Consider the following 25372-nt stretch of genomic DNA (forward strand, 5'->3'; position numbering starts at 1 on the left):
CCGGGCGGCTACGACACCGGAGACATCGCCGACACCGACGGCGGGCGCCGACGGGCCGGCAACCAGGGCACGGGTGAGCCTGGTCCGCGCCCCCGATGGACGACGACATCGAGGGCTTCGCCGGACCTGGCGGCCGCCCGCGCGGCAGCCGTGGGGTCGGGCGCCCACGCCCGCCTGTCGGCCAGGCCGGACCTGACGCGGGCCCCGGTCCCCGTCGCGGTCCTGGCGCCGCACCCGTCTCGGACGGCGGTCCGGGCGCACCCGCCGGGCGCGCCGCACCCGTCGCTCCGCCGGTGGTGCCGGGGCGGCAGGGAGCGACACCGCCGTCCGGTCCGCGCCCCGGTGGTGGTCGCCCGCCGATGGACCAGGCCGGACCGGGCGCGGGCTTCGGGCCGCAGGCGCAGTCCGGCCCGCGTCCACCCTTCGGGCAGGACGGACCACCTGGGCCACGTGGACCGCTGGGCCCCAACGGCCGCCCAGGTGCGCAAGACGGCCCGGGGATGGCCGACGGCCCCGGCATGGCGGCCGGGCCACGCGTTCCCAGCGGGCCGGGACGGCCAGCCGGCCCACGTGCCGGCGGCGGTCCGAATGGCCCAGGAGCGGGTGGCGGACCGGGTGGCCCCGGAGCCAGCGGGCCCGCGGTGCCGGGTGGACCAGGCGTTCCGGGCGGACCCGGCATGCCCGGCGGACCCGGCATGAGTGGACCCGGAGTGCCCGGTGGACCCGGCGTTCCGGGCGGACGGGGCATGGGCGGACCCGGAGTGCCCGGTGGACCCGGCGTTCCGGGCGGACCGGGCATGGGTGGACCAGGCGTGCCGGGTGGACCCGGTGTTCCCGGTGGACCTGGCGTGCCGGGCGGACCTGGCGTGCCGAGCGGACCCGGTGTTCCGGGTGGACCTGGCGGCCCGGGTGGACCGCGAGTGCCGGGCGGCCCACGCGCCGGCCGGGCTGGTGGTCGCTCGGGGCCAGCGGGCCAGGCATTCCCCGACGGCGCGGACATGGCGGACGGGCCCGGAATGCCGGCCGGTCCGGCGGGACGGGCCAGGACACCGGGCGGCGGACCACTTACCGACGGCCCCGCCGGGCGTGGCGGGATACCCGACGACCTGCGTCCGGGCGGCCGTGCCGCGGGACCAGACGACTTGCACCCGGGCTCCCGCGGCGCCGGACCGGACGACTTCCGTCCGGACGGGCGTGGCGGAGCACCGGATGACCTGCGCCCGGGTGGGCGCGGGGGAGCACCCGACGGGCCCGGCGGGCGTCCGGGCGGCGTCGACGGCCCCAACGGCGGACCGCACCGACCGGCCGGCCCGCGCGGCCCAGCCGGTGGCCCGGGTCCGAACGGCGGCGCCGGCATGGCGAGCGTCCCCGGCCCTGGCGGTCCGGGACGCGGTCCGGGCGGGCGTGGCCCCGGCGGCCTCGGCCCAGACGGGCGAGGCCCGGGCGGTCCAGGCCCGAACGAGCGCGGCGCCGGCGGCCTCGGCCCAGAGGGGCGCGGGTTCGGCGACCTCGGGCCGGACGGCGGCGGATTCGGCGGGCCTGGCCCGGACGGGCGTGGCCCCGGCGGTCCAGGCGGGCGTGGCCCAAGGGGACCGGAGTCGGACGGGCGCGGAGCCGGGCCTGACGGGCGTGGACCTGGCGGCCCCGGCGGTCTTGGTCCAAGTGGGCTGGGAGCGGGTGGTCGTGGACCAGGCGGCCCTGGCGCGGATGGTCGCGGCCTGGGGCCTGACGGGCGTGGGCCTGGCGGGCCGGGCAGCCTTGGGCCGGGCGGCCTTGGCTCTGATGGGCCGGGTGCGGACGGGCGTGGACCCGGCGGGCCGGGCGGGCCCGGCGGAGGGCGTGGGCCGGCAGGGGCGCGCGGGCGGGGTCCCGCAGGTGGCCCACCCGGCCCTGACCAGCCGGGAGACGGCCCGGGAGCGCGGGGAGCCGTACGGGTACCAGGCGGCGTGGACGGGCCGGGACCGGTACGGGCGGCCGCGGCGGCACCTGTCGCGCCGCCGGGGGTTGCCGGAGCGGCGGCTGTGGCGGCGGTGCCGGGAACCGCGCCCGGGCGGGCTGGCGTGCCCATGCCGGGCGGCGCACCGGCGGGGCCGCGGGCCGGCCGTGCCGCGGCGCCCGTCGAGGGGCAGGTCGCGCCGCCGGGGAGTCCGGTCGGGTTCCTGGGCAGCCCCGGTGGGCCGCCTGGAAGTCCGGCCGGTGACGCCGAGCCGGTCGCCGTCGCGCGCGCTTCGGTCGCGCCGCCCGCCGAGCCGGGGGTACGCGCGACCCGTCCGGCGGTGCCGGTCAATGGGGCGGGGGACGGACCTGATTCCGTACCAGATGAATCGCTGGACCGCGATGGTGGTCCTGGGCCGGCGGAGGCCCGGGAGCAGCGGACCTGGCGCGTCGTCGCCCTTGTCGTCGCGAGCCTGATCGTGCTGGGGGCGCTGCCGCTGTACTTCGGCATCCGCACCGCCACCCGCGACCCGGTCCTCAACTCCCTCGACGCCCTCAACCTCCCTGGTTGGGCGGCCGTCGGCGTGCAGGACGCGGTCAGCGGCAGCCGGTGGTGCCTTGTGGACTGCCGCTTCCGCGAGCGGACCGCGCAGTCGCAGCAGGGGCCGGACGAGACCACGCAGGTGTACGAGGCGGCGCTGAGCGAGGCCGGCTGGCAGCGCTGGGAGGCCGCGAAGCTCTGCCCCGAGCAGCCCATGCCCGGGCACTACACGTGCTGGACGCGGGATGAGCTCACCCTCGACCTGTGGGTGCGGCCGCCCTCGTGCGCGGCGGCACAGCAGCCGACCGACGGCCCGCCACCGGCGACCCCGCCACCGGCCGGGCCGGATGGGAAGTGCGAGGGTTCCGTGGTGTCCGTGAAGGTGCGCAACGCCATCGACGACGACCGGGTCAAGACGGGACCGAGCACCGACCCCTCGTTGACTGGTGAGGACCCCGATCCGGTGTTCACCGATGATCCGCTTCTGGACGATCCGACGCCAGCCGCCTCCTGACCCGGCGGGCGCCCGTCACTGACGGTAGGGTCTGCACGTTGGCGGATTGGGTGACTCCGGGCCGAGGAGGACGGGCGTGACAGGTGGAGAGATCGCTGCGCTGGTGGCGGCTGGTGCGTTCCTGATGCTCGTGCTGGTGCTGGCGGTGCCCATCCTGCGCCTGCGGCACACAGTGGACGCGGCGACCCGCGCCATCAACGACATCAACGACCGTACGGCGCCGTTGCTCGGCAACGTGAACACCACGATCGAGGGCGTCAACACCGCGTTGGGGCAGGTTCACACCACGTTGGACGGTGTAAACCTTCAGCTGGCCAAGGTGGACAACATCACCGGCCACGCGCAGAGCGTCACGGCCAATGTGGCCAACCTCGCCACCGTCGTGTCCTCCGCCGCGGCCAATCCGCTGGTCAAGGTGGCCGCGTTCGGGTACGGGGTGCGCCGCGCCGCCGCCGCCCGCCGCCACGCGGAGGAGGAGCGTGAGGTGCGTACCACCCTCAAGGAGCGGCGTAAGGCGGCCCGCACGGCACGCAAGGCAGGACAGGCTATCGGCTGACCCCGGGGCGGGCGCGGTCGGCGGTACGGGGAAGGATGAGGGCCATGAGGCGGTTGCTCTGGTTGGGTATCGGACTGGCGGTTGGCGCGCTCGTGGTGCGCAAGGTCTCGCAAAAAGCCCAGTCGTACACACCGGGTGGCATCGCCACCTCGCTCTCGGAAACCGCTGGCGGGCTCGTGGAGTCCGTGCGTAGCTTCGTGGATGACGTCCGCGACGGCATGGCCGAGCGCGAGCAGCAGATCCACGAGGCGATCGAGGCGGGCGTCCACTTCGAGGACGACGGATTCAACGCGGACGACGAACTGATGACACGGGAAGGCAATCGATGAAGACGGCGGAGATCAAGCGGCGGTTCCTGGCCCATTTCGCGGCCAATGGGCACACGGTTGTGCCCTCCGCTCCGCTGCCCGCCATCGAGGACCCCAACCTGCTGTTCATCAACGCGGGCATGGTGCAGTTCGTGCCCTACTTCCTGGGTCAGCGCACGCCGCCCTACGACCGCGCGGCGAGTGTGCAGAAGTGCATCCGTACGCCGGATATCGACGAGGTCGGCAAGACCAGCCGGCATGGCACGTTCTTCCAGATGAACGGCAACTTCTCGTTCGGTGACTACTTCAAGGCGGGTGCGATCCCGCTGGCGTGGGAGCTGGCGACCAAGCCGGTGTCCGAGGGCGGGTTCGGGCTGGATGCGGAGAAGATCTGGGCGACCGTCTATCTGGACGACGACGAGGCGATCGAGCTGTGGCACAAGACGGTGGGCCTGCCGTTGGATCGGATCGTGCGTCGGGGCAAGCGGGACAACTACTGGTCGATGGGTATCCCCGGGCCGGCGGGCCCGTGTTCGGAGCTGTACTACGACCGCGGCCCGAACTACGGTCCCGACGGTGGGCCGGATGTGGACGAGGACCGGTTCCTGGAGTTCTGGAACCTGGTGTTCATGCAGTACGAGATCGCGGATGTGAAGTCCAAGGAGGACTTCCGGGTCGTCAGCGAGCTGCCGCAGAAGAACATCGACACCGGCATGGGCCTGGAGCGGATGGCGTCGATCCTGCAGGGTGTCGACAACCTGTACGAGATCGACGAGGTGCGCCCGATCCTGGCGCTGGCGGCGGAGCTGACCGGCCGGGAGTACGGCGCGAAGTCCGGCCACGTGGCGGGCGAGTCGCACCCCGACGACGTACGGCTGCGGGTGATCGCCGACCACGTGCGCACCTCGCTGATGCTGATCGGTGACGGCGTGACCCCCTCCAACGAGGGGCGCGGCTACGTGCTGCGCCGCATCATGCGCCGGGCGATCCGGTCGATCCGGCTGCTCGGGTGGCAGGAGCCGGCGCTACCGCTGCTGCTGCCGGTGGCGCGGGACTGCATGTCGCCGTCCTACCCCGAGCTGGCGAGCGACTTCGACCGGATCTCGCAGTACGCGTACGCGGAGGAGGACGCCTTCCTGTCCACGCTGCGCGCGGGCACGACGATCCTCGACACCGCGATCTCCACCGCCAAGCAGCAGGGCAGCCCGACGCTGAGCGGTGACCAGGCGTTCCAGCTGCACGACACGTACGGCTTCCCGATCGACCTCACCCTGGAGATCGCGGCGGAGCAGGGGCTCTCGGTCGACCATGAGGGCTTCCGCCAGCTGATGACGGACCAGCGGGCGCGGGCGAAGGCGGACGCGCAGGCGCGCAAGACTGGCCACGCCGACCTCTCCTCGTACCGGGCGGCGCTCGACGGCGGCGGGCCGGTGGAGTTCACCGGGTACCACGAGGTGGCGCGCGAGTCGCGGGTGCGCTCGGTGCTCAGCGCGGGCGGCGCGGCGCTGCTCGCGGCCGGCGAGGGGGAGCAGATCGAGCTGGTGCTCGACACGACCCCGTTCTACGCGGAGGGCGGCGGCCAGCAGGCCGACCAGGGCCTGATCACGGTCGGAAACGGCCAGGTCGAAGTCATCGACGTCCAGCAGCCGCTGCCCGGCCTGATCGTCCACAAGGCCCGCGTCGTGCGCGGCGAGGTCCGGCCGGGCGACACGGGGTACGCCGAGATCGACGTCACCCGGCGCAAGGCGATCTCGCGGTCGCACACCGCCACCCACCTGGTCCACCAGACGATGCGCAACTTCCTCGGCGAGTCGGCGACCCAGGCGGGCTCGCTAAACGCCCCGGGCCGGCTGCGCTTCGACTTCAACACCCCCGGCGCGGTCCCGCCCAGCGTGCTGCACGACGTGGAGCAGCAGGTCAACGAGGTGCTGCTCGGCGACCTGGAGGTGCACGCGTTCATCACCTCGCAGGAGGAGGCGCGGCGGCTGGGTGCGATGGCGCTGTTCGGCGAGAAGTACGGCGACGAGGTGCGGGTCGTAGAGGTCGGCGACTACGCGCGCGAGCTGTGCGGCGGTACCCACGTGGCCCGCTCCGGCCAGCTCGGCCTGGTGAAGATCCTCTCGGAGGCGTCGATCGGCTCCGGGGTACGCCGCGTCGAGGCGCTGGTCGGCATCGACGCGTTTGGCTACCTCGCGCGCGAGCACCTGCTGGTGTCCCGGCTGGCGGACCTCTACCGAGTGCCCAACGAGCAGGTCGCCGAGCGGGTCGAGCAGACCGTGACCCAGCTGCGCGACGCGGAGAAGGAGCTGGAGAAGCTCCGCGCCCAGCTCGTGCTCGGCGGTGCGGCGTCACTGGCGTCGTCGGCGCGCGAGGTGGGCGGCGGCATCGCGTACGTGGGCACCGAGGCGCCGGAGGGCGCGGGCGGCAACGACGTGCGCACGCTGGCCCAGGAGATCCGCGGCAAAATCGACCCGGCCCGCCCCGCGGTGGTCGCGGTGACCGCCCGAGCCGGCGGCAAGGCGTCGCTGGTGGTCGCGGTCAACCAGGCCGCGCGCGGCCGCGGAGTCTCGGCGTCCGACCTGGTCAAGGGCGCGCTGTCCGGTCGCGGCGGCGGCAGCCCCGACCTGGCCCAGGGCGGCGGCCTGCCAGCCGATGAGGCGCCGCGCCTGCTCGCGTCGGTCGAGCAGGCGCTCACGACGGCCTAAGGCCGCATACCGGACCTCTTGACGACTCTCTGTCGCCCCGGCGGCAGAGAGTCGCCTAGACCCGTCGGGGTCGGTCTGTCCACAAGCGCTTCTGCGGACCTTCAATAGAGATTGAGCTACCGCGATGTCCGTTGTGGTCCGGACCCAATGCCACTCACCTTAGTTTGATCTTGGTGGTGGGTGGGTTGGTGTGGCGGGTGCCGGTGTCGTGGGGTTGTTTGACTCGGTAGCTGTTGTGGCGCATGCGTTTGACGACGCGGGGGTAGCTGCGGTGGCGGTGTTGGTTGAGGTGTCGGTGGTGGGTGATGTCGGCGCCGATGGCGGCGATGAGGTGGTGGCGGTGGTCAGGGGGAAAATGCCGTCGGGTCTTGGACCCGACGGCGCAGGATACGCACGGTGCGGTGGAATTTGACCTGGTCGGGATCGATGTCGGCTTCGGTGGCGGCCTGGCAGATCAGGGCGCTGATCGCGTAGTGGGTCAGCAGGTAGCCGTAGATTTCTTGGGTCACCATGGCCGGGCTTTTCGAGCGTAGGACCCGTCCGGGGCCGCGCAGGTGGGTTTTGAGTTGGCCGTTGCTGGTTTCGTGGTCCCACCGTTGGTGGTATGCCTCGGCCAGCACGGCGGCCGGGGCGTCGGCCGGGTCCAGGATGCTGGTGAGCAGGCTGATCGGTTCGTCGTTGTCCGCGCGGTCGGTGACCTGGTAGGACACGACCCGGGCGATGCGGGCGCGGTGCGGGTCGATGTCGGCGCGGGGTGGCCGGGTCACGGGCCAGCGCGAGGATCCGGTCACGTTCGCTTGGGGCGTGTCAGATGTCTTGTGTATGAGATCAACTTCAAGGTTGAGGGAGTACACGTATGGACATGGCGAACGGGAAGCATCTGGTTGACGGCTCTGGCTTGGCGGGGGTTTCGGCGCGGGAGACGGTCAATGAGATGGTCGCGGCGGGGTTGCTGGATGATCTGATGGACCGGGTCGACGCGGGCGGGTTGGCGTTGACCGGTGAGGGTGGTCTGCTTCCGGAGCTGGTCAAGGCGGTCCTGGAGCGAGGCTTGGCGGCGGAGCTGACCGGTCATCTGGGCTACGAGAAAGGCGATCCGGCCGGTCGGGGCAGCCCGAACTCGCGTAACGGCCACAGCGCGAAGACGATCGCAACCGAGGCCGGAGACGTCACTTTGGCGGTGCCGCGGGATCGGGCCGGGACGTTCGAGCCGCGGCTGGTTCCGAAAGGCGCCCGGCGCGCCGGCGGTCTCGACGAGATGATTATCTCGTTGTATGCGGGTGGGATGACGGTGCGTGACATCGGCCATCATCTGCACCGGACGCTGGGCACGGAGTTGTCGCACGAGACGATCTCGAAGATCACTGACAGTGTGTTGGACGAGGTCAAGGCCTGGCAGTCACGTCCGCTCGAGGAGATCTACCCGATCATCTACCTCGACGCCCTCGTGGTGAAGGTCCGTGACGGGCACACGGTGAAGAACCGGGCCGCGCACATCGCCGTCGGCGTCGATCTGGACGGGGTCAAGCACGTGCTCGGTATCTGGGTCCAGGCCGCCGAGGGAGCGAAGTTCTGGGCCGGTGTCTGCGCCGAGCTGCGTAACCGCGGCGTCAGGGACACGCTGATCGTCTGCTGCGACGGGCTGACCGGTTTCCCCGAGGCGATCGAGGCGACCTGGCCGCAGACGACGGTGCAGACCTGCACCGTGCATCTGATCCGGGCCGCGATGCGGTTCGTGTCCTATCAGGACCGCAAGAAGGTCACCGCCGCGCTGAAGCTCATCTACACCGCCCCGACCGCTGAGGCCGCCGAGGCAGAGCTCATGGCGTTCGCCGAATCGCCGCTGGGCCGCAGGTATCCGGCCGCGGTCCAGACCTGGCAGCACGCCTGGGAACGCTTCATCCCGTTCCTGGCCTTCCCACCCGAGGTCCGGAAGATCATCTACACCACCAACGCGATCGAGTCCCTCAACTACCAACTACGCAAGGTCACCAAGAACCGCGGACACTTCCCGAACGACGACGCCGCGATCAAGCTCCTCTGGCTCGCGATCCGCGACATCGAAGACAAACGCGCCCGCGCCCGCGCGAAAGAACGCGGCCTACCCGCCGCCCAGCGCCGCGCCGCCGGCCGCCTCGTCGAAGGCGCCACCGTCACCGGCTGGCGACAAGCCCTCGGCGCCCTCGCCCTGCACTACCCCGACCGACTCGGCCCCTACATCAACTAACAAACCCAAGATCAACATACACAAAAATCTTGACAAGCTCCCGCCAGCGCCACCGGCCCGCCACAACACGTCCGCGCCGGTATCGGTAGCCGCACACCAGTCGCGCCAGCCGTAGAAGTTACGATCGGCCAACAGCAGCATGCCCGGCTCCAGCAACGGATACAACCCACGGGCCAGGCTCTGCTCCCCCTGCCCTTTACCCACGACCGGCCCGATCACCGCACCGATCGGCGCCCGCGAACCGGTCTCGACCAACGTGACCAACCTGGCCTTGGGAAACGCCGAACGTCTCGTAGCCCCGCCGGCATAGCCGAAGAACTCCGCGTTGGCCGGACTATCCGGCACATCAAGCTCACTTCCATCGACCGACACCAACCGCCGCCCAGCCAGCCACGCACCCCGGGTCAACACCCCACACACCGGCCGAGCCACCCGCTCGAACACCTCCCGCACCGGCTCGGCCCCCAACCGCTGCCGGGCCTGCGTAATCCCCGCCGAACCCGGCATCGACCAACTCGCATCCCAACACCCCCACGCCATCAACGGCTCAGCCAGCCGCGCGAGCACCCCCTCATAGTCATCCTCAGCGAACAACGCCAACGCCATCGCGAAGTACACCATCACATGCGCCGGCAACTTCCCATCCGACCGCTTCGACTCCCGGCCATACACCGCCACCGCCGCATCGACCACATCCCGCGGCACCGACCCGGCCAACACCCCCACCGAGACCCAGTCCGTCAACCGCCCACCAGCCCCAAACACAACCAGCGATCATCACCCACACCAACACCACCAACCCACACCGACACACCCACCCACCAAGATCAAACTAAGGTGAGTGACATTGGGTCCGGACCGCTGCTCCCGCGGCCTCACCCTCCGCGGTTCACAACCCAACCCTGGCCGGCGCCGGGGCCGCCGGCCTCATGCGAGGCTCAGTGTCCAGCAGATCGTGGTACCTAGCTGCCCCCATTGGGGCAGTTGCGTACCACGATCTGCTGGCGTGCTCCGACCCCTCTGTGCCGCGTGCGGACGTCCGTGAGGGGTGGCCGCGACAAGCTCAACCCTGATGCGACAACATGAATGGAACAGGTGTGTGCGCGAGTAAGGGAGCATATGGGCGAGTTTGTACGCGGTACGCGCCTAGGAGTCGACGTCGGCCAGGTGCGTGTGGGTGTCGCGATGAGCGACCCCGACGGCATCCTCGCCACCCCTTTGGCCACTCTGCGTCGCGACCTGAATGCGGAAGTTGATGCGATTCCTTCCGATATCTTTGAACTTGCGCGACTCGTAGATGCGTATCAAACCGTAGAGGTCGTGGTCGGGTTGCCGGTGACACTCGCCGGGAAGGAAGGACCAGCGGCGGTGCAGGCCAGAGCGTATGCCGAGCGCCTGGGCAAGGCGATCGCACCGGTTCCGGTGCGGCTGTCCGACGAGAGGATGTCCACCGTCGCGGCAACCCGTAGGCTGGCCGAACGTGGCGTGCGGGGAAAGCGCCAACGTGCGGTTGTCGACCAGGCGGCCGCTGTGGAGATTCTGCAGGGCTGGCTAGACGGGCAGCGGAGGCGAGCGGAATGATCAACGAGTTGGAGCTGGCGTTCGACGACGAACCCGTCGAACGGTGGCGACATCGTCGGGGACGTAAGCGCGGCCAGAAAAAGCGCGGCGGCGCGGGCAAGAGCGTGATCGCGTTCCTCGTGGTCATCGTGCTGCTGGGTGGCCTGGGCGCCGGCGTTTGGTACGGCTATGACCGCGTGCAGGGCTTCTTCACCACCCCCGACTACCAGGGCGTGGGCCAGGGCGAGGTGACAATCCAGGTCAAGCAGGGCGACACCGCGACGGCTATCGCGAATGCACTGGTGACCGCCGATGTGGTGAAAAGCGCCAAGGCGTTCACCGAGGCCGCCCGGGACAACTCGCGCAGCCAGAACATCCAGCCCGGCACGTACAAGCTGCACCTCCAGATGAGCGGCGCCGAAGCGCTCAACATGCTGCTCGACCTGAAGAACAAGGTTGTCAACGGGGTTCTGATCCGCGAAGGGATTTCGGCGAAGGCGACCTTCAAGGAGCTTGAGAAGGCCACGAAGATCCCGGTGAAGGAGTTCGAGGCGGCCGCCAAGGACCCGATCGAGCTGGGCATCCCGGACTGGTGGTTCAAGCGGGCCGACGGCAAGAAGGTGACGCCGTCGATCGAGGGGTTCCTCTTCCCGGACACGTACGAGATCGATCCTAAGTGGACGGCCAAGGACATCGTGCGCACGATGGTCGACCGCTTCCTCACGGTGACCGGCGAGCTGAAGTTCGACGAGAAGGCGCAGGCGCTCAACCTCGCCCCGTACGACGTGCTCATCGTCGCCTCGCTCGCCCAGGCGGAGGCGGGCATCCAGGAGGATCTGGGCAAGGTGGCGCGAGTCGCGTACAACCGGCTCTACGGCGACTTCCCGTGTAACTGCCTCGAAATGGACGTCACCGTCAACTACTGGCGCGAGCTGCGCGGACTGCCCATCAAGGCGTCCAAGGACATGACGGTGTCGGAGCTCGACGATCCGAAGAACCCGTACAACCGCAAGCTCAGGGGCCTCCCCCGACGCCGATCAACAACCCGGGCAAGCACGCGCTCGAAGGTGCGATGGCGCCGCCGGAGGGCAACTGGCTTTTTTTCGTGGCGATCGACAAGTCGGGCCGGTCGGCGTTCACCAACGACAACGACCAGCACGAGCGCAACAAGGAGACCGCGCGGAAGAACGGCGTCCTTTGATCGACACGGTCCACCGGGCGGCCGTGCTGGGCAAGCCGGTCGCCCACTCGCTCTCCCCGGTCATCCACAACGCCGGCTACGCCGCCGCCGGCCTGGCCGGGTGGAGCTACACCGCCGTCGAATGCGCCGAGTCCGAACTGGCCGGCGTCGTCGCTGGCCTCGGTCCGGAATGGGCCGGCTTGTCGCTGACGATGCCGCTGAAAGAAGTGGCCTTGTCGGTGGCCACGCAGGTCACGCCGGTCGCGGCCGCGGTGGGTGCCGCCAACACTTTGGTACGTGTCACGGGTGGCTGGCGCGCGGACAATACCGACATCCCGGGCATGGTTGACGCGCTGGGCGACGTGCCCGGCGGTGCGTCGTTCACGGTGCTCGGGGCGGGTGGCACGGCCCGCGCCGCGATCGCGGCGGCCGCCCAGGCGGGCGCCGCGCGGGTCACCGTCGTGGCCCGGCGGCCGGAGGCGGTGGCCGAGCTGCGCCCGGTGGCCGAGGCGGTGGGCATCCCCTTCGCCGGCGCCGGCTGGGCCGACGCCGCGGCACACGCGGCCGCCGATGTGGTGATCTCCACGGTGCCGAAGGGCGTGGCCGACCCGCTCGCCGCCGAGGTGGCCTGGCGACCGTCCACTGTGCTCTTCGACGCGCTCTACGACCCCTGGCCCACCCCGCTAGCCGCCGCCGCGGCAGCCGCCGGCTGCCGAGTGGTCTCCGGCCTGGACCTGCTGCTAGCCCAAGCAATCAGCCAGTGGGAACAGTTCACCGGCGTAACGCCTGCCCCAAGGCCGGCAATGCAAGCCGCCCTGCTCGCCGCCCGCTCCTGACCCCCGCCCTCCCGTGGTTGATCAGGGAGTTGGTGGGGCGACACGCCGCGCGCCACGCCCACGAAGTCCCTGATCAACGGGGGAGAAGGGGCGCGTCGCAGCGAGGCAATAATCGCGTGACAGACTGTGCCGGTGTTGCGCTGGTTGACCGCGGGTGAGTCGCATGGGCCTGCGCTTGTTGCCGTCCTCGAAGGGGTTCCTGCCGGGGTTTCGGTGACTAGTGCTGAGATCGGGCGGGAGTTGGCGCGCCGGAGACTCGGGTATGGGCGGGGCGCCCGGATGTCGTTCGAGCAGGACGCCATCGAGATCATCGGTGGCATCCGCCACGGCGTCACGCTGGGCAGCCCGGTGGCCATCCGCGTGGGCAACTCTGAGTGGCCCAAGTGGGAGACGGTCATGGCCGCCGACCCGGTCGATCCGGAGGTGCTCGCCGGCCAGGCGCGCAACGCGCCGCTGACCCGGCCCCGCCCTGGGCACGCCGACCTCGCCGGCATGCAGAAGTACGGGCACACCGACGCCCGACCGATCCTGGAGCGGGCCAGCGCGCGGGAGACCGCCGCCCGGGTCGCCGTCGGCACGGTCGCCAAGGCGCTGGTGCGGCAGGCGCTCGGCATCGAGATCGTCTCGCACGTGGTGGAGCTCGGTTCGGTGGCGGCCAAGCCCGGTCTCGCCCCCCGCCCCGAGGACGCCGAGCGGGTCGACGCCGACCCGCTGCGCTGCCTCGACCCGGACGCGAGCGCGCGCATGGTGGCCGAGGTCGACGCCGCGAAGAAGGACGCCGACACGCTGGGCGGCATCGTCGAGGTGCTGGCGTACGGGGTGCCCCCGGGGCTGGGCAGCCACGTGCAGTGGGACCGCAAGCTCGACGCCCGCCTCGCCACCGCGCTCATGTCGATCCAGGCCATCAAGGGCGTGGAGATCGGCGACGCGTGGCTCCAGGCCCGTTCGCGGGGGTCGGTCGCGCACGACGAGATCATCCCTACGGCGAGCGGGGTCAAGCGCGTCACCGACCGGGCCGGCGGCCTCGAAGGCGGCATCAGCACCGGCGAGCCGCTGCGGGTCAAGGCCGCGATGAAGCCGATCTCCTCGCTCAACCGCGCACTGTCCACCGTGGACGTCGTGACCGGCGAGGCGACCACCGCCATCAACCAGCGTTCCGACGTGTGTGCCGTGCCGGCCGCCGCCGTCGTGGCCGAGGCGATGGTGGCGCTGGTGCTGGCCGAGGCGGCGACTGAGAAGTTCGGCGGCGACTCGGTCGCGGAGATCCGCCGCAACCTCGCCGGATACCTCGACCACCTGGTGATCAAGTGAGGCCGGTCTGCGTGCTCGTCGGCGTGATGGGCGCCGGCAAGACCACGGTGGGTGAGCTGCTCGCGGCCCGGCTGGACACCGCCTTCCGGGACACGGACGCCGACATCGAGGCGGCGGCGGGCAAGCCGATCTCCGAGATCTTCATCGACGAGGGCGAGGCTCACTTCCGTACCATCGAGGAAGCCGCCGTGAAGACGGCGCTGGGCTCCTTCGACGGCGTGCTCGCCCTCGGCGGCGGCGCGATCCTCTCCGACCGCACGCGGGCGGCGCTGGCCGGGCACGCGGTGGTCTTCCTCTCGGTCGGCCTCTCCGACGCGGTCAGCCGGGTCGGGCTGGGCGCCGGCCGGCCGCTGCTGGCCATCAACCCGCGGGCGACGCTGAAGCACCTGATGGACCAGCGCCGCCCGCTGTACGAGGAGGTGGCCGCGTTGACGGTGGCCACCGACGGCCGTGAGCCGGAAGAGATCGCCGACGAGATCGCCACCCGGCTCAAGCCCGCCTAGCTCAGCTCGTCGAGGATTTCGGCCAGGCGCTTCGGCTCGCTCAGCATCGGCCAGTGTCCGGTCGAGAGTCCGCGGATCTCGCCGCCCTGGAAGGCCGCGAAGAACGGGTGTCCCGCCGCCACCATCGCTTCTACCTGCTCGATCGGGAAGACGCACGCCACCAGCGCCACCGGCAGCGCGTCGGCGGCGCCCGTGCGGCGTACCGGCTGGGTGGCCGCGCCGAGCGGGTGGGGCGTGGACCGCTCGCGGAGCGTCGCCAGCGCGGCCTCGTCGAGCCCGGCCAGCAGCACCGGGTCGGCCGCCGGGTCCCAGTCGCGTACCGGCAGCAGGTGGCCGTCGCCGATCTCGGCGCGCAGCCGCTCCTGCTCCGCCGGCTCGTTGGTGTCGAACTGCGAGACGCCGTTGGGGAGCGGGCCGCTGTCCACGTACACGACCCGCTTGACGCGCTCGGGGATCCGATCGGCCACCTGGGTGACCGGCATGCCGCCGCCCGAGTGACCGACCAGCACCACGTCGTGCAGGTCCTGCTCCTCGATCAGCCGTAATACGTCAACTGTGTGGGTTTCGAGGTCCGTGTCGGGCGTGGCGAGATGCGCCTTCTCCGCGACACCGGTCAGAGTGACTTGGTGAACGCGGTGTCCCGCGGCGCGCAGCGAGGTGGCTACCTCGTCCCACGCCCAGGCACCGATCCAAAACCCGGGTATCAGCACAAATGTCGTCATGTGAGCGACGTTAAGATCGAATCCGGACGCATCCCGCCCGATTAAGGAGCGTGACCTGTGTCACATCCTGCTTCACGCGTACTGGGCATGCTCGAACTTCTCCAGACCCACCACCGCCTGACCGGTGCCGACCTCGGCGCGCGCCTGGGGGTGGACGAGCGGACCGTGCGGCGGTACGCGGGCACCCTCGCCGAACTGGGCATCCCGGTCACGGCCAACCGCGGGCGCTACGGCGGCTACCGGCTCAGCCCCGGTTACAAGCTGCCCCCGCTCATGCTGACCGACGACGAGGCCGCGGCCGTGGTGCTCGGCCTCCTGGCAGCCGAGCAGCTGGGCCTCGCGACCGAGGCACCAGCCACCGGGGTCGCGCTCGCGAAGATCGAGCGGGTACTGCCGCACGCGCTGGCCGAGCGGCTCGGCGGCGTACGTGAGTCGCTCGGCTTCACGCTCCGCCGTCGGCAGGAGGGCAGTGCCCGGCCCGCGACCGCCACGCTGCTCGCGCTCGGCGCCGCCACCCGCTCCCGCCACCGCGTCAGCCTGACGTATCGCTCGTGGCGGGGCGGAGTGTCACTGCGCCAGGTCGACCCGTACGGCCTTGTCTTCCACGCCGGCCGCTGGTACCTGACCGGGCACGACCACCGCCGCGACGAGATCCGTACGTTCCGGCTGGACCGCATCAGCGCGGTCGAGGCCGGCACGGAGACCTTCACGGTGCCCGAAGGCTTCGACCCGGTGGGGCACGTGACGAGGTCGCTGGCCGGCGTGCCGTACACCTGGGAGGTCGAGGTGCTCCTGGAGACCGACCTGGACCAGGCCCGCCGCCGCATTCCGCCCACGGTGGCCGAGCTGTCCGAGACCGAGGACGGCGTACTGCTCCGCTGCCGCGCCAACCGCCTGGACGGCATGGCACACATGCTCGCCGGGCTGGGCTGGCCGTTCACCGTCCTGCGCCCGGACGACCTGCGCGAGGCCGTGGGGGAGTACGCCAAGCACCTCGCCGAGATGGCCACCCGCCACCCGGCCCACGCCCTCGCCTGATCCCGCTGGCGGACCCCGTGTGGAGATCGGCGGCCGTAGAATCGAACGCATGAGTGTCACGCTTGATCTTCCCGACGACGCGGTCGAGCGGCTGGCCGCCGAGGCCGCGCGGCGCGGGACGGAGCTGGCTGACGTCATCGCAGCCCTCGCCGCCCAGCTGCCGCCGGCCGGACGGCCGGTTGGCCGCCGCCTGGCGTTCGTGGCCGCCGGAGCGTCCGCGTCTGGGATCACTCCAAAGATGGACGAGCTGCTGGCAGACGGCTTCGGCCGCGACTAGCCATGCTTCTCGTGCTCGACCGGCGGCACTTCGGCGTTGTTCGGCCACGCCACGTGCCCGCCTTGTCCCTCGTGCCGTAACCGCCGTGGGACGCGGCCCAGGAGTGCGACGCCGCGGCCGGGGGCCTGGGTGTGCGACGCCGGGGGCGGGTGTGCGACGGGCCCGGCGGGGGCGGGGCTAGGCTGCACGGCGATGGATGACGTGACCACAATTGCGGTCGGGGGTGAGCGTCCCTACGACGTGCTCGTGGGACGAGACCTCCTGGGCCACCTGCTACGCCTGCTCGACGGCGCCGCGCGTGCCGCGGTCCTCTACGCACCGCCACTCAAGCCACACGCCGACGCGATCGCCGCCACCCTCGCGGAGGCGGGGATCGTGCCACTCGCGATCGACGTGCCGGACGCGGAGGCGGGCAAGAACATCGACGTGGCCGCGCACTGCTGGGATCAGCTGGGCGCGGCGGGCTTCACCCGTACCGACGTGGTCGTCGGCGTCGGCGGTGGGGCGGTGACCGACCTGGCCGGCTTCGTCGCGGCCTGCTGGCTGCGCGGCGTGCGGTGGGTGCCGGTGGCGACAAGCCTGCTCGGCATGGTGGACGCGGCCGTCGGGGGCAAGACCGGCGTCAACACGGCCGCGGGTAAGAACCTCGTCGGCGCGTTCCACCCACCGGCCGGCGTGCTCTGCGACCTGGCGATGCTCGACACGCTGCCGCCGGTGGACCTGGTGGCCGGGCTGGCCGAGGTGGTGAAGTGCGGGTTCATCGCCGACCCGGCGATCCTCGACCTCATCGAGGCCAAGGGTGCGGACGAGGGCAGCCTCCGGGAGCTGGTCGAGCGGGCCATCCAGGTCAAGGCGGACGTCGTCGGCGCGGACCTGCGTGAGGGCGGCCTGCGCGAGGTGCTCAACTACGGGCACACGCTCGCCCACGCGATCGAGAAGGTCGAGGGGTACACCTGGCGGCACGGCCACGCGGTCTCGGTCGGCCTTGTGTACGCGGCGGCGCTCGGGCGCCTCGCCGGGCGACTGGACGAAGCGACGGCGAAGCGGCACCGCAGCGTGCTGGCCGCGCTGGGGTTGCCTACGGCCTACCCCGCGAGGGCCTGGCCGGACCTGCTCGCCACCATGCGGGTGGACAAGAAGGCGCGCGGTTCGCGGCTGCGCTTCGTGGTGCTGGACGGGCTCGCCAAGCCGTCCATCTTGGATGGTCCGAGCGACGAGCTGCTGCGGGCCGCGTACCGGGAGGTCGAGGCATGAAGGTGTACGTCCTCAACGGGCCCAACCTCGGGCGGCTCGGCACGCGCCAGGTCGACGTGTACGGGGTGACGACGTACGCCGGGCTGGTCGAGCTCTGCGTCGAGGCCGGCAAGGAGGTCGGCCTCGACGTCGAGGTGCGGCAGACCGACGCCGAGCACGAGATGCTGGGCTGGATCCACGCGGCCGCCGACGAGCAGGCGCCGGTGGTGCTCAACCCGGCGGGCTGGTCACATTACTCGTACGCGCTGCGCGATGCCTGTGCGCTCCTCCGCGCGCCGCTGGTCGAGGTCCACATCTCGAACATCCACGCGCGCGAGGAGTTTCGCCATCACTCGGTCGTGTCCGCTGTAGCGGTCGGGGTAATCTGCGGCCTCGGTGTCGATGGGTACCGCCTCGCCATTCACCATCTTGCGCGCCGGCAGGTAGATCAGTAGCGCGACGCAGATCCACACATACGCGTTCGCCCCGATGAACTCGCCCGGCGCCCGCCCGTCCCACCACAGCCACACGACGCTGCTGCACAGCACCACGTACGCCGCGGCCGCGTAGCCGCGCCGCTTCGAGTCGGCGAGCAGCACCAGCGCGGGCAGCACCCACACCAGGTGGTGCACCCAGGTGATCGGGCTGACCAGGCACTGCACCACGCCGGTGAGCGCGGCGCCGGTGTACGGGTCGACCCGGCGGACCCGGTACACCCACAGGGCTATCACGGCCGCGACGAGGATCAGCCAGCCCAGCTTGCTCGGCGTGCCGCTCGGGTCGAGGCGGGCCACGACGCCTTGTAGCGACTGGTTGGAGACATACGCCAGGTTGCCGATCCGGTTGGTGTCCCAGAGCGCCTCGGTCCAGAACGTGCGCGACGCGTCCGGGGCGATCGCGAACGCGATCAGCGTCGCCGCGCCCGCGGTACCACCGGCCACGGCGGCCGCCCGGCGCTGGCCGGTGACCAGCAGGTAGATGATGAAGATGCCGGGCGTCAGCTTGATCGCGCTGGCGATCCCGATGCCAACGCCGTGGAAGCGGGTCTGCCGCAGCAGGTGGGTGTCGGCCACGACGAGGATCAGCAGCACGAGGTTGACCTGGCCGAAGCTGAATGTGTCACGGACCGGCTCGAAGACCGCGACCGCGCACGCCGCCAGCCCGAACGTGAGCCCGCGGTGCCACCCCTGCCGCTTCGCGATCGGGTCGATGATCAGGCCGAGCAGCGCGGCGCCGGCGGCCGTGTTGATCACGAGGCTCAGCGCGATCGCCGGGTGCCACGGGAGCAGCGCGAGCGGGCTGAGCACCAGCGCGGCGAAGGGCGGGTAGGTGAAGCCGTAGTTCGTCGGGGGCGCAGGAAGTCGTAGATCTGGCCGCCGTCGCGCAGCCAGTAGTGCACCGCACCGTGGTAGACGCCGACGTCGAAGAAGCCGCGGTGGGCGGGCACGTACGCGAGGAAGATGGCCGTGGCGAGGGCCAGTCCGGCGATCGCGTACCACCGGCGGTCGAGGTCTTTCACTGGGCGACCACCGGGACCCGGCTCGGCGTGAGGAGCGCGGCGGCGAGGGCGGCGGCGAGCACGCACCCGAAGACCGCCTGCGCGACCTGCTCGGCGCCGAAGGCGAACCCGCTCGGCAGCACCACCATCGCGAGTGCCGCGCAGGCGACCGCCGCCACCTTGCGCACCCGGCCGTCAGGCGCCGCGGCGGCGAGGGGGACGAGGCCCCAGAGCAGGTACCACGGGCGCAGGGCCGGTCCGAAGAGGACGATCGCGCCGAGGCCGAGGCCCACCGCGTACACCGGGCCGAGGTGGGTGCGGCGCAGCCAGAGGATGGCGCCGGCCACCACGGCCGCGCCGAGTCCGATCCAGTGCCACATGGGTACCGCGTGGGCGGTGCCGAGGATCGCGCCTGTGGCCCGGCCGAGCAGGCTCGTCGGTGACCAGTTTCCCGTGGAGACCGGGGTGTTGAGGGCGCGGACCCACCCGTACCCCGTCCCGGCGACAGCGGTGATCACGACGGTGGTGGCCGCCGCGACGGCGGCCGCGTAGAGCATGGTGCGGACCCGGCGCCATCGCCCGGTGGCCTGCTCCGCCCAGATCGATGCCACGAAGAAGATCGCGACCACCGCTGGGGCCTTGACCAGCGCGGCGAGGGCGATGAGCGCGGCGCCGACGGCCGGGTGGCGGGCGACCGCCGCGGCGAGCCCGGCGACCAGCAGGCCGACCATGATCGCGTCGTTGTGCGCGCCGGCGACGAGGTGGGCGAGGACGAGCGGGTTGAGCGCGCCCAGCCAGAGCGCGGCCGCCGGGTCGACGCCGCACCTGCGGGCGAGACTGGGCAGCGCGGCGGTCAGCAACACCACGCCGAGCACCGCCACGAGCCGCATGCCGAGCACGCCGGCGGCGAGGTGCGCCCCCGCGGCCGCGGCCACGCCGGTCGCGACCAGCAGGAAGAACGGCCCATACGGGGTGGGGGTGTGCTGCCAGATCGCGGGAACCTCGGCGGCCACCGGGCCACCATAGTAGGCCGGGCCGTGCTCGTAGACATCGAGGCCCGCGCCGACCATCGCGCCCTGGGCGAGATAGCTGTAGACGTCGCGGCTGAAGAGCGGTGGAGCGAGGAGCAGCGGGGCCGACCAGATGGCCAGCGTGATCATCAGCTGCTTCGGCGTGGGCTTGGCACTCTTGCCGTCACCGCCGCCGTCGTCGCGGCCGTCGCCACGGACCAGGTGGCCGAGACGCCACCAAGCGGCGATCAGCAGGACGAGCCCCGCGTACGCGACGACGATGCCCCATCCAGGGTGGCGGCGCAGGATTGTGAGCCCGAAGGGCACCTGCGCTGGCAGCGCGCCGGCTGCCAGTCCTCCCGCCGCGAGGAGAACCGAGCCCCCCAAACCCAGCGCGCGGCAGTTGGTCAACACGGGTGCAGGGTGTCAGCGAATGGTGTCCTGGCGCAATACATCAGTTGACTTCTTCATAACACGATGGCGACTGCCACCGTGTGGACGTGGTCAGCCAGCCGTGCGGCGTACCAGTAGACTTGGTGGGTCAATCAGTCGAATGAAGATCAAGGCAGGACATGGCCACCACGAACGACCTGAAGAACGGACTGGTCCTCAACCTCGACGGCGAGCTGTGGGCCGTCGTGGAGTTCCAGCACGTCAAGCCCGGCAAGGGCGGCGCGTTCGTGCGCACCACGCTGAAGAACGTGCTCTCCGGCAAGGTGGTCGACAAGACGTTCAACGCGGGCACCAAGGTCGACACCGCGACCGTCGACAAGCGCACGATGCAGTACCTCTACGCGGATGGCGAAGACTTCGTCTTCATGGACCTGGACACCTACGACCAGATCACCGTGGTCGGCGGCACCGTCGGCGAGGCGGCAAACTACCTGCTGCCCGAGGCCGAGGCGACGGTGGCGACGCACGAGGGTGTCCCGCTGTACATCGAGCTCCCGACGAGCGTGGTGCTCGAGGTGACGTACACCGAGCCGGGTCTCCAGGGCGACCGCTCCACCGGCGGCAACAAGCCTGCGACGGTGGAGACCGGCGCGACCGTGCAGGTGCCGCTCTTCATCACCACCGGTGAGAAGATCAAGGTCGACACGCGCGACGGCCGCTACCTCGGCCGGGCGTGATGCTCCACTTCTCGCGGGACGGCCTCCGGAGGGCGCACTCGGATGGCTGAGGCCCCGAAGTCGCAGATGCCCGCGCGTCGCAAGGCGCGCAAGCGGGCGCTCGACGTGCTCTTCGAGGCCGACCTGCGCGACCTGCCGGTCGAGCAGGTGCTGCGGGCGTATGTGCAGCGGCTCGAGCAGCCCCGCCCCGAGCACCTCGGCTACGCGATCGGCCTGATCGAGGGGGTGGCCGCCCACCTCGACCGGATCGACGAGCTGATCGCCAGCTACGCCGAGGGGTGGACGCTCGACCGCATGCCGGTGGTCGACCGTAATCTGGCCCGTATCGCGGTGTACGAGCTGCTGTACGTCGACGAGATCGACGACGCGGTCGCCATCACCGAGGCGGTCGAGCTGGCCCGGCAGATGTCGACGGACGACTCGCCCCGCTTCCTCAACGGGATGCTGGCGCGGATCGCGGAGTTCACGACGCACTGAGGGCGGGCGTGCGGCCCGTTCCTTGATCGGCGTCGATGGGGTTGATGGGTTCGGGCTCGGTTTGTAGCGTCGGCGCGTGCCGCCCACTGATGAGGAGATCCGGGTCGCGATAGCGGCCCTCCGCTTCGACGCTTCCGAGTGGCGGGAGTGGGCCCGCACACTCGACCGCGCGTCCACTGTGGTCGACCAGCTCGGCCTGTCGCTCGACGACATGTGCGTGCTGAGCGGCATGGTCGGCCTCCCGGAGACGTATGCCGAGGTCCGCCTGCGCGCCCGGACCCTCGCTACGCAGGGCGCGCTCCGCTTCCGGGAGGTGGCCGGCGCGCTGACCGCCGCCGCGGACGGGTATGAGCGGGACGAGCGCAACGCGGTACACCGCCTGCGTGGGGTGTGGTAGCCGTGACCACACCGCTGCCCCTGCCGCCGCCGGTCCCGCTGCCGATCGACGCCGCCGGCTTCGACGACCTCATCGAGCGGGTGCGCCGCCTGCTCCAGCGCGTGAGCGACACCGCCGACCGCCTGGTCGACAATGCTCTGGGCGTGGCCCGCGGGCTGCCCGCGTTCCTGGCCCGGCGGGTGGTCCGCCTGATCGAAGAGTTCGTGGAGCTGGTGCGCCGCCTGCGGGCGCTGGTCCTGCGCATGGTCGCCCCGGCCGGCAACCCGGCCCGCGTGTGGGAGACCGGCCGCCGCTGGGTGGAGGACTTCGCCGGCCCGCTGAGCGACCAGGTCGGCAAGATCGACCCCGACCACCTGGCCGCGGGGTACGAGTGGGAGGGCCGCGCCGCCGACGCCTACCTGGACGCCGCCGCCCGCCAGCGCGCCGCGCTGACCGCCCTCCAGACCATCGGCGGCGACCTCGACACGGCATTGTCCCGGCTGGCGATCGGCATCTGCGGCTTCTGGCTCGCGATCGCCGCCGCCCTCTGCTCCGCCGTGCTCCAGATGATCGGCGCCGCGATCGCCGCCGCCAGCGGAGCCGGCGCCCCCGCCGCCCTGGTCCTGGCGACCACGACCGTGGCGACGGCCTGCGCCGCGATCGCGGGCGCGGCTGCCGCGCTGGCCGCCGTGGTGGAGTGGGTCAGCGACGCCATCACCACGATCCGCCACCGCCTCGCCGACCACGGGGCCTTCCCTGACGGCGCCTGGCCCGCACCCGCGTCGACCCGCTTCGCGGACGCCTCCATGACCGACGGCACCCCGTCCGACTGGACCTTGGACCGCTAGGAGATCGGTTTGGGCGCCTTCCACCACGACCTCGAAGGCCGCAGGCTAACCGGCGTGGCTGACCCCGTCGGTAAGCAGACCGTCTGCGAACTGTCGTATCCTCAGGAGGGAATCGGACATATGTACGAGACGCGCCGACCGGTCCTGACGAGGTCAGGTGCTGGACAATCGGCCTATCCTGTGCGAGTGACCGCCTCCGCGCACGACATCGCCGCAGTCCTGCGCCAACGGCTGCCCGGCCTCGATGTCCTCCGTCTCCACAAGCTGCTCTACTACTGCCAGGGCCACCACCTCGCCGCGTTCGGCGAGCCGCTCTTCACCGAAGAGGTCTTCGCCTGGGACAACGGCCCAGTGATCTCGAAGCTGTGGAAGGACGAGCGCGATGGCCTGACCGTCTCGCCCAGGCCAGAGATCGGCGAGGCCGAGTTGAACACGATCGGGTATGTGATCTCGCGCTACGGGAAGCTCACCCCCAACGACCTGATCAACATGACGCACCAGGAAGCGCCCTGGAGGCTCGCCAACGCCTCCCGCATGCCTGGCGGCACCAAGAAGATCGGGCGCGACTGGCTGAAGGGTTACTTCAGCACCGACGGCGCACCCAGCGACGGCATCGACGAGCCGTTCGACTCCGCCGAGGTCACGGCATGGCTGCGCGAGGCCGTCGAACACGACGATGGCTCGACCCCGCCTGACGACCTGGATCGGCTGCGGTCGCGAGTCACCGGTGGATTCTGACAGCCCCACGGCGTGGGTCTTCGCCCGCTTCGAGGATCTTTTCCTGTCCTGGGTCGACCGGGAGCTGCCCGACGAGGCGACCCAGACCAGGGTGATCGACTGGATGCGCGACCGCCGGGCCGACCCGTTCGCGGGGATGCTCCGTGACCTCAACCATCCAAACCTGTGGTTTGGTCGGGTGCCCCACACCCTCGATAAGGCGGGCACGCTCGTCACGGTCTCCTACCAGATCCTGATGCGGACCCGGATCGTCCGGTGCATGAGCATCGGCCGTGTCGGCCTGCCGATGTGACGCGACCGAAAGCGGGTCAGCCTGAGTCGGTGTCCGCGGCCTCGGGTGGGTTGACGGGCTGAGCCGCCACCCACCGTGACGCGCAACCAGCTAGCTGTCGGTGGCGCGGAAGCAGAAAGGCACGCGGTTCGAGGAACCACGTGCCTTTGACTCGTACTGCGGGCGTGCGCGGAGCGCCGGGGAGGAGGCGCCGCGCCGCCCGTCCGAGCGGCGGTGTCGACTAGGAGGCGAAGAACGCCCGCGGGTCGGCCACCAGCACCCCGGCCTCGGTCAGGCGCTCGATGAGGCCGGAGGGCGAGATGTCGTACACGATCGCCAGCGCGCGGAGGTCGTCCGCGCGGATGGAGAGGACGCGGCCGTTGTAGTCGCCGCGCTGCTGCTGGATCGCGCGCGCGTACCGGGCGACGTAGGCGAGCTCGTCGGACACCTCGTCGTACAGCCGCTCCAGGTCGAGCACGATCTTGTTGGTGGGCTCGTGCCGGACACCGCTGCCGTCGGGCAGCAGCTCCGAGACGGGCACGCGGTAGAAGTCCGCCAGCTCGGCGAGCCGTGACACGGTGACCGCGCGGTCGCCGCGCTCATACGAGCCGACGACGACGGCCTTCCAGCGCCCGTTCGACTTCTCCTCCACCCTTGCAGGGACAGTCCCTGCTGCTGGCGGATGGAGCGCAGGCGGGCGCCCAAGGACTTGGCGTACTCAGAGGGCATTCCGACACTCCCAGTGCTCTGCCCGGGGTTCTCCCCAGCGATTCGCTACGGAGCGTGACGGTACGGGGATTGAGACACAGCGTCAAGTGCCCATAAACGCATCAGCGCGAGATAAGGGACCGCTTGTCCGGTTTTGCATGGGTACAGATTCGTAGGTGAGGTGTCGCTTCGTGGGGTGCGCAAGGTCCACTGGTAACGTTGCGTGCGGCCACCGGCCGGCTCGTCGATCACGGGTCGCGCTGGACATCGACACCCTTTAAGGCCCGTCCAGTGAGGCGGGGAAGGAGTGACCGCCAGTGGCGTTACCGCAGGCTGCGCCCGCGAAGTCAATTCTCAGTGCCGACGACGTCAAACGGATCGTCGACCGCATCGCCCACCAGATCCTGGAAAAGACCCACGGGGCGGCGGATACCGTGCTTTTCGGCATCCCGACACGGGGCGTGCCGCTCGCCAGGCGCCTCGCCGACCGCATCCAGACCTTCGAGGGCATCGACGTACCTGTCGGTGTGTTGGACATCACGCTCTACCGCGACGACCTGAGACAGCACGCGACCCGCGCGATCGGACCGACCGAGGTCCCGCCGGCCGGTGTGGACGGCCGCCGCGTGGTCCTCGTCGATGACGTCCTCTTCTCCGGCCGTACCGTGCGGGCCGCGCTCGACGCGCTCAGCGACATCGGCCGCCCGCGTTCGGTACAGCTCGCCGTGCTTGTCGACCGCGGCCACCGCGAGCTGCCGATCCGCGCCGACTACGTCGGCAAGAACATCCCCACGGCGCTCAGCGAGAGCGTCAAGGTCGCGCTCGACGAGATCGACGGCGCTGACGAGGTCAAGCTCTACGGGGTACAAC

The 25372-nt window shown here is 71.1% G+C and carries 23 protein-coding genes and 5 pseudogenes; 21 read left to right on the forward strand and 7 right to left on the reverse strand.

The genetic code is table 11. The features are described from left to right. Positions 1–2276 precede the first annotated feature (2276 nt). The 4 genes from Pflav_RS44685 (at position 2277) to alaS (ending at position 6559) form a co-directional block, all read left to right on the forward strand. Positions 2277–2990, forward strand: a complete 714-nt coding sequence (locus Pflav_RS44685) for a hypothetical protein (RefSeq protein WP_415624371.1) — start codon at positions 2277–2279, stop codon at positions 2988–2990. A gap of 76 nt (positions 2991–3066) precedes the next feature. After that, positions 3067–3546, forward strand: coding sequence for a DUF948 domain-containing protein (locus Pflav_RS03040; protein ID WP_173033586.1), 480 nt, complete (start codon positions 3067–3069; stop codon positions 3544–3546). Positions 3547–3590: 44 nt separating this feature from the next. Beyond that, positions 3591–3875, forward strand: a complete 285-nt coding sequence (locus Pflav_RS03045) for a hypothetical protein (protein ID WP_173033587.1) — start codon at positions 3591–3593, stop codon at positions 3873–3875. Next, positions 3872–6559: an alanine--tRNA ligase gene (alaS, locus tag Pflav_RS03050; RefSeq protein WP_173033588.1), complete on the forward strand. Its 2688-nt coding sequence runs from the start codon at positions 3872–3874 to the stop codon at positions 6557–6559. Before Pflav_RS03045 ends, alaS begins: the two co-directional genes overlap by 4 nt. 344 nt (positions 6560–6903) lie before the next feature. Here the strand turns inward: alaS and Pflav_RS03055 are convergent, their stop codons facing one another. Further along, positions 6904–7326 (reverse strand): transposase, encoded by a 423-nt coding sequence (locus Pflav_RS03055; protein ID WP_232070954.1) that lies wholly within the window; start codon positions 7324–7326, stop codon positions 6904–6906. A gap of 167 nt (positions 7327–7493) precedes the next feature. Between Pflav_RS03055 and Pflav_RS03060 the strand changes: the two genes are divergently transcribed. Further along, complete coding sequence (locus Pflav_RS03060) at positions 7494–8786, forward strand: IS256 family transposase (RefSeq protein WP_232070955.1); 1293 nt, start codon at positions 7494–7496, stop codon at positions 8784–8786. Between the two features lie 447 nt (positions 8787–9233). On the opposite strand, the pseudogene Pflav_RS47095 reads toward Pflav_RS03060, so the two are convergent. Beyond that, a pseudogene (locus Pflav_RS47095) lies at positions 9234–9551 on the reverse strand (transposase domain-containing protein); the annotation flags it as partial. A 354-nt stretch (positions 9552–9905) separates the two neighbouring features. On the opposite strand from Pflav_RS47095, the gene ruvX reads away from it, so the two are divergent. The 5 genes and pseudogenes from ruvX (at position 9906) to Pflav_RS03085 (ending at position 14176) form a co-directional block, all read left to right on the forward strand. Further along, positions 9906–10367: a Holliday junction resolvase RuvX gene (ruvX, locus tag Pflav_RS03065; protein ID WP_173033591.1), complete on the forward strand. Its 462-nt coding sequence runs from the start codon at positions 9906–9908 to the stop codon at positions 10365–10367. Continuing rightward, positions 10364–11547: pseudogene (gene mltG / locus Pflav_RS03070) on the forward strand (endolytic transglycosylase MltG). Before ruvX ends, mltG begins: the two are co-directional and overlap by 4 nt. A gap of 23 nt (positions 11548–11570) precedes the next feature. Continuing rightward, complete coding sequence (locus Pflav_RS03075) at positions 11571–12362, forward strand: shikimate dehydrogenase (RefSeq protein ID WP_232072610.1); 792 nt, start codon at positions 11571–11573, stop codon at positions 12360–12362. Between the two features lie 132 nt (positions 12363–12494). Then, a complete protein-coding gene (aroC, locus tag Pflav_RS03080) occupies positions 12495–13673 on the forward strand; it encodes a chorismate synthase (protein WP_173033595.1) in 1179 nt (392 codons plus the stop codon). Next, entirely contained in the window at positions 13670–14176 is a 507-nt protein-coding gene (locus Pflav_RS03085) for a shikimate kinase (RefSeq protein WP_173033597.1), read from the forward strand. The genes aroC and Pflav_RS03085 overlap by 4 nt, the downstream gene beginning before the upstream one ends. On the opposite strand, the gene Pflav_RS03090 is transcribed toward Pflav_RS03085, so the two are convergent. Beyond that, on the reverse strand, positions 14173–14898 hold the full coding sequence (locus tag Pflav_RS03090; RefSeq protein WP_173033599.1) for an alpha/beta fold hydrolase: 726 nt from the start codon (positions 14896–14898) through the stop codon (positions 14173–14175). The two genes, Pflav_RS03085 and Pflav_RS03090, sit on opposite strands and share 4 nt — an antisense overlap. A gap of 57 nt (positions 14899–14955) precedes the next feature. Between Pflav_RS03090 and Pflav_RS03095 the strand changes: the two genes are divergently transcribed. The 4 genes from Pflav_RS03095 to aroQ all read left to right on the forward strand — a co-directional run bounded on the left by Pflav_RS03095 (position 14956) and on the right by aroQ (position 17901). Then, a complete protein-coding gene (locus tag Pflav_RS03095) occupies positions 14956–15936 on the forward strand; it encodes a helix-turn-helix transcriptional regulator (protein WP_173033600.1) in 981 nt (326 codons plus the stop codon). A 49-nt stretch (positions 15937–15985) separates the two neighbouring features. Next, the gene (locus Pflav_RS03100) at positions 15986–16213 is read left to right on the forward strand and encodes a hypothetical protein (RefSeq protein WP_173033601.1); all 228 of its coding nucleotides are present in this window, start codon (positions 15986–15988) and stop codon (positions 16211–16213) included. Positions 16214–16405: 192 nt separating this feature from the next. Further along, positions 16406–17467, forward strand: coding sequence for a 3-dehydroquinate synthase (aroB, locus tag Pflav_RS03105; RefSeq protein WP_173033602.1), 1062 nt, complete (start codon positions 16406–16408; stop codon positions 17465–17467). Next, positions 17464–17901 carry a type II 3-dehydroquinate dehydratase gene (gene aroQ / locus Pflav_RS03110; protein WP_173033603.1) on the forward strand — a complete coding sequence of 146 codons (438 nt, stop codon included), beginning with the start codon at positions 17464–17466 and terminating at the stop codon, positions 17899–17901. The genes aroB and aroQ overlap by 4 nt, the downstream gene beginning before the upstream one ends. 246 nt (positions 17902–18147) lie before the next feature. On the opposite strand, the pseudogene Pflav_RS44695 reads toward aroQ, so the two are convergent. From Pflav_RS44695 to mptB, 3 genes and pseudogenes are all read right to left on the reverse strand, one after another. Then, positions 18148–18753: pseudogene (locus Pflav_RS44695) on the reverse strand (glycosyltransferase family 87 protein); the annotation flags it as partial. Then, complete coding sequence (locus Pflav_RS43095; RefSeq protein ID WP_197937854.1) at positions 18705–18965, reverse strand: hypothetical protein; 261 nt, start codon at positions 18963–18965, stop codon at positions 18705–18707. The gene Pflav_RS43095 and the pseudogene Pflav_RS44695, both read right to left, overlap by 49 nt. Continuing rightward, positions 18962–20368 (reverse strand): polyprenol phosphomannose-dependent alpha 1,6 mannosyltransferase MptB, encoded by a 1407-nt coding sequence (mptB, locus tag Pflav_RS03120; RefSeq protein WP_173033604.1) that lies wholly within the window; start codon positions 20366–20368, stop codon positions 18962–18964. Before mptB ends, Pflav_RS43095 begins: the two co-directional genes overlap by 4 nt. Before the next feature lie 158 nt (positions 20369–20526). On the opposite strand from mptB, the gene efp reads away from it, so the two are divergent. The 6 genes from efp (at position 20527) to Pflav_RS03150 (ending at position 23815) form a co-directional block, all read left to right on the forward strand. Next, positions 20527–21084, forward strand: a complete 558-nt coding sequence (gene efp / locus Pflav_RS03125) for an elongation factor P (protein ID WP_173033605.1) — start codon at positions 20527–20529, stop codon at positions 21082–21084. Positions 21085–21150: 66 nt separating this feature from the next. Continuing rightward, positions 21151–21561, forward strand: a complete 411-nt coding sequence (nusB, locus tag Pflav_RS03130) for a transcription antitermination factor NusB (RefSeq protein ID WP_173042203.1) — start codon at positions 21151–21153, stop codon at positions 21559–21561. A 76-nt stretch (positions 21562–21637) separates the two neighbouring features. After that, entirely contained in the window at positions 21638–21958 is a 321-nt protein-coding gene (locus Pflav_RS03135; protein WP_173033607.1) for a hypothetical protein, read from the forward strand. A 2-nt stretch (positions 21959–21960) separates the two neighbouring features. Further along, positions 21961–22785: a hypothetical protein gene (locus Pflav_RS03140; RefSeq protein ID WP_173033609.1), complete on the forward strand. Its 825-nt coding sequence runs from the start codon at positions 21961–21963 to the stop codon at positions 22783–22785. A gap of 186 nt (positions 22786–22971) precedes the next feature. Beyond that, positions 22972–23523 carry a Panacea domain-containing protein gene (locus Pflav_RS03145; RefSeq protein ID WP_173033611.1) on the forward strand — a complete coding sequence of 184 codons (552 nt, stop codon included), beginning with the start codon at positions 22972–22974 and terminating at the stop codon, positions 23521–23523. Then, on the forward strand, positions 23513–23815 hold the full coding sequence (locus Pflav_RS03150) for a hypothetical protein (protein WP_173033612.1): 303 nt from the start codon (positions 23513–23515) through the stop codon (positions 23813–23815). Before Pflav_RS03145 ends, Pflav_RS03150 begins: the two co-directional genes overlap by 11 nt. Before the next feature lie 220 nt (positions 23816–24035). On the opposite strand, the pseudogene bldD reads toward Pflav_RS03150, so the two are convergent. After that, positions 24036–24523 (reverse strand): annotated as a pseudogene (bldD, locus tag Pflav_RS03155) (transcriptional regulator BldD). 296 nt (positions 24524–24819) lie between these two features. On the opposite strand from bldD, the pseudogene pyrR reads away from it, so the two are divergent. Next, a pseudogene (gene pyrR / locus Pflav_RS03160) lies at positions 24820–25365 on the forward strand (bifunctional pyr operon transcriptional regulator/uracil phosphoribosyltransferase PyrR); the annotation flags it as partial. Positions 25366–25372: the final 7 nt, after the last annotated feature.

Source organism: Phytohabitans flavus (genome assembly GCF_011764545.1).
GTDB lineage: Bacteria > Actinomycetota > Actinomycetes > Mycobacteriales > Micromonosporaceae > Phytohabitans > Phytohabitans flavus.

Coding starts and splice junctions, on each gene's coding strand:
- aroB (WP_173033602.1), top strand. CDS start 16,406: ATGGATGACGTGACCACAATTGCGGTCGGGGGTGAGCGTCCCTACGAC.
- efp (WP_173033605.1), top strand. CDS start 20,527: ATGGCCACCACGAACGACCTGAAGAACGGACTGGTCCTCAACCTCGAC.
- Pflav_RS03100 (WP_173033601.1), top strand. CDS start 15,986: ATGAGTGTCACGCTTGATCTTCCCGACGACGCGGTCGAGCGGCTGGCC.
- alaS (WP_173033588.1), top strand. CDS start 3,872: ATGAAGACGGCGGAGATCAAGCGGCGGTTCCTGGCCCATTTCGCGGCC.
- nusB (WP_173042203.1), top strand. CDS start 21,151: ATGCCCGCGCGTCGCAAGGCGCGCAAGCGGGCGCTCGACGTGCTCTTC.
- ruvX (WP_173033591.1), top strand. CDS start 9,906: ATGGGCGAGTTTGTACGCGGTACGCGCCTAGGAGTCGACGTCGGCCAG.
- aroQ (WP_173033603.1), top strand. CDS start 17,464: ATGAAGGTGTACGTCCTCAACGGGCCCAACCTCGGGCGGCTCGGCACG.
- Pflav_RS03060 (WP_232070955.1), top strand. CDS start 7,494: ATGGTCGCGGCGGGGTTGCTGGATGATCTGATGGACCGGGTCGACGCG.
- Pflav_RS03045 (WP_173033587.1), top strand. CDS start 3,591: ATGAGGCGGTTGCTCTGGTTGGGTATCGGACTGGCGGTTGGCGCGCTC.
- Pflav_RS03090 (WP_173033599.1), bottom strand. CDS start 14,898: ATGACGACATTTGTGCTGATACCCGGGTTTTGGATCGGTGCCTGGGCG.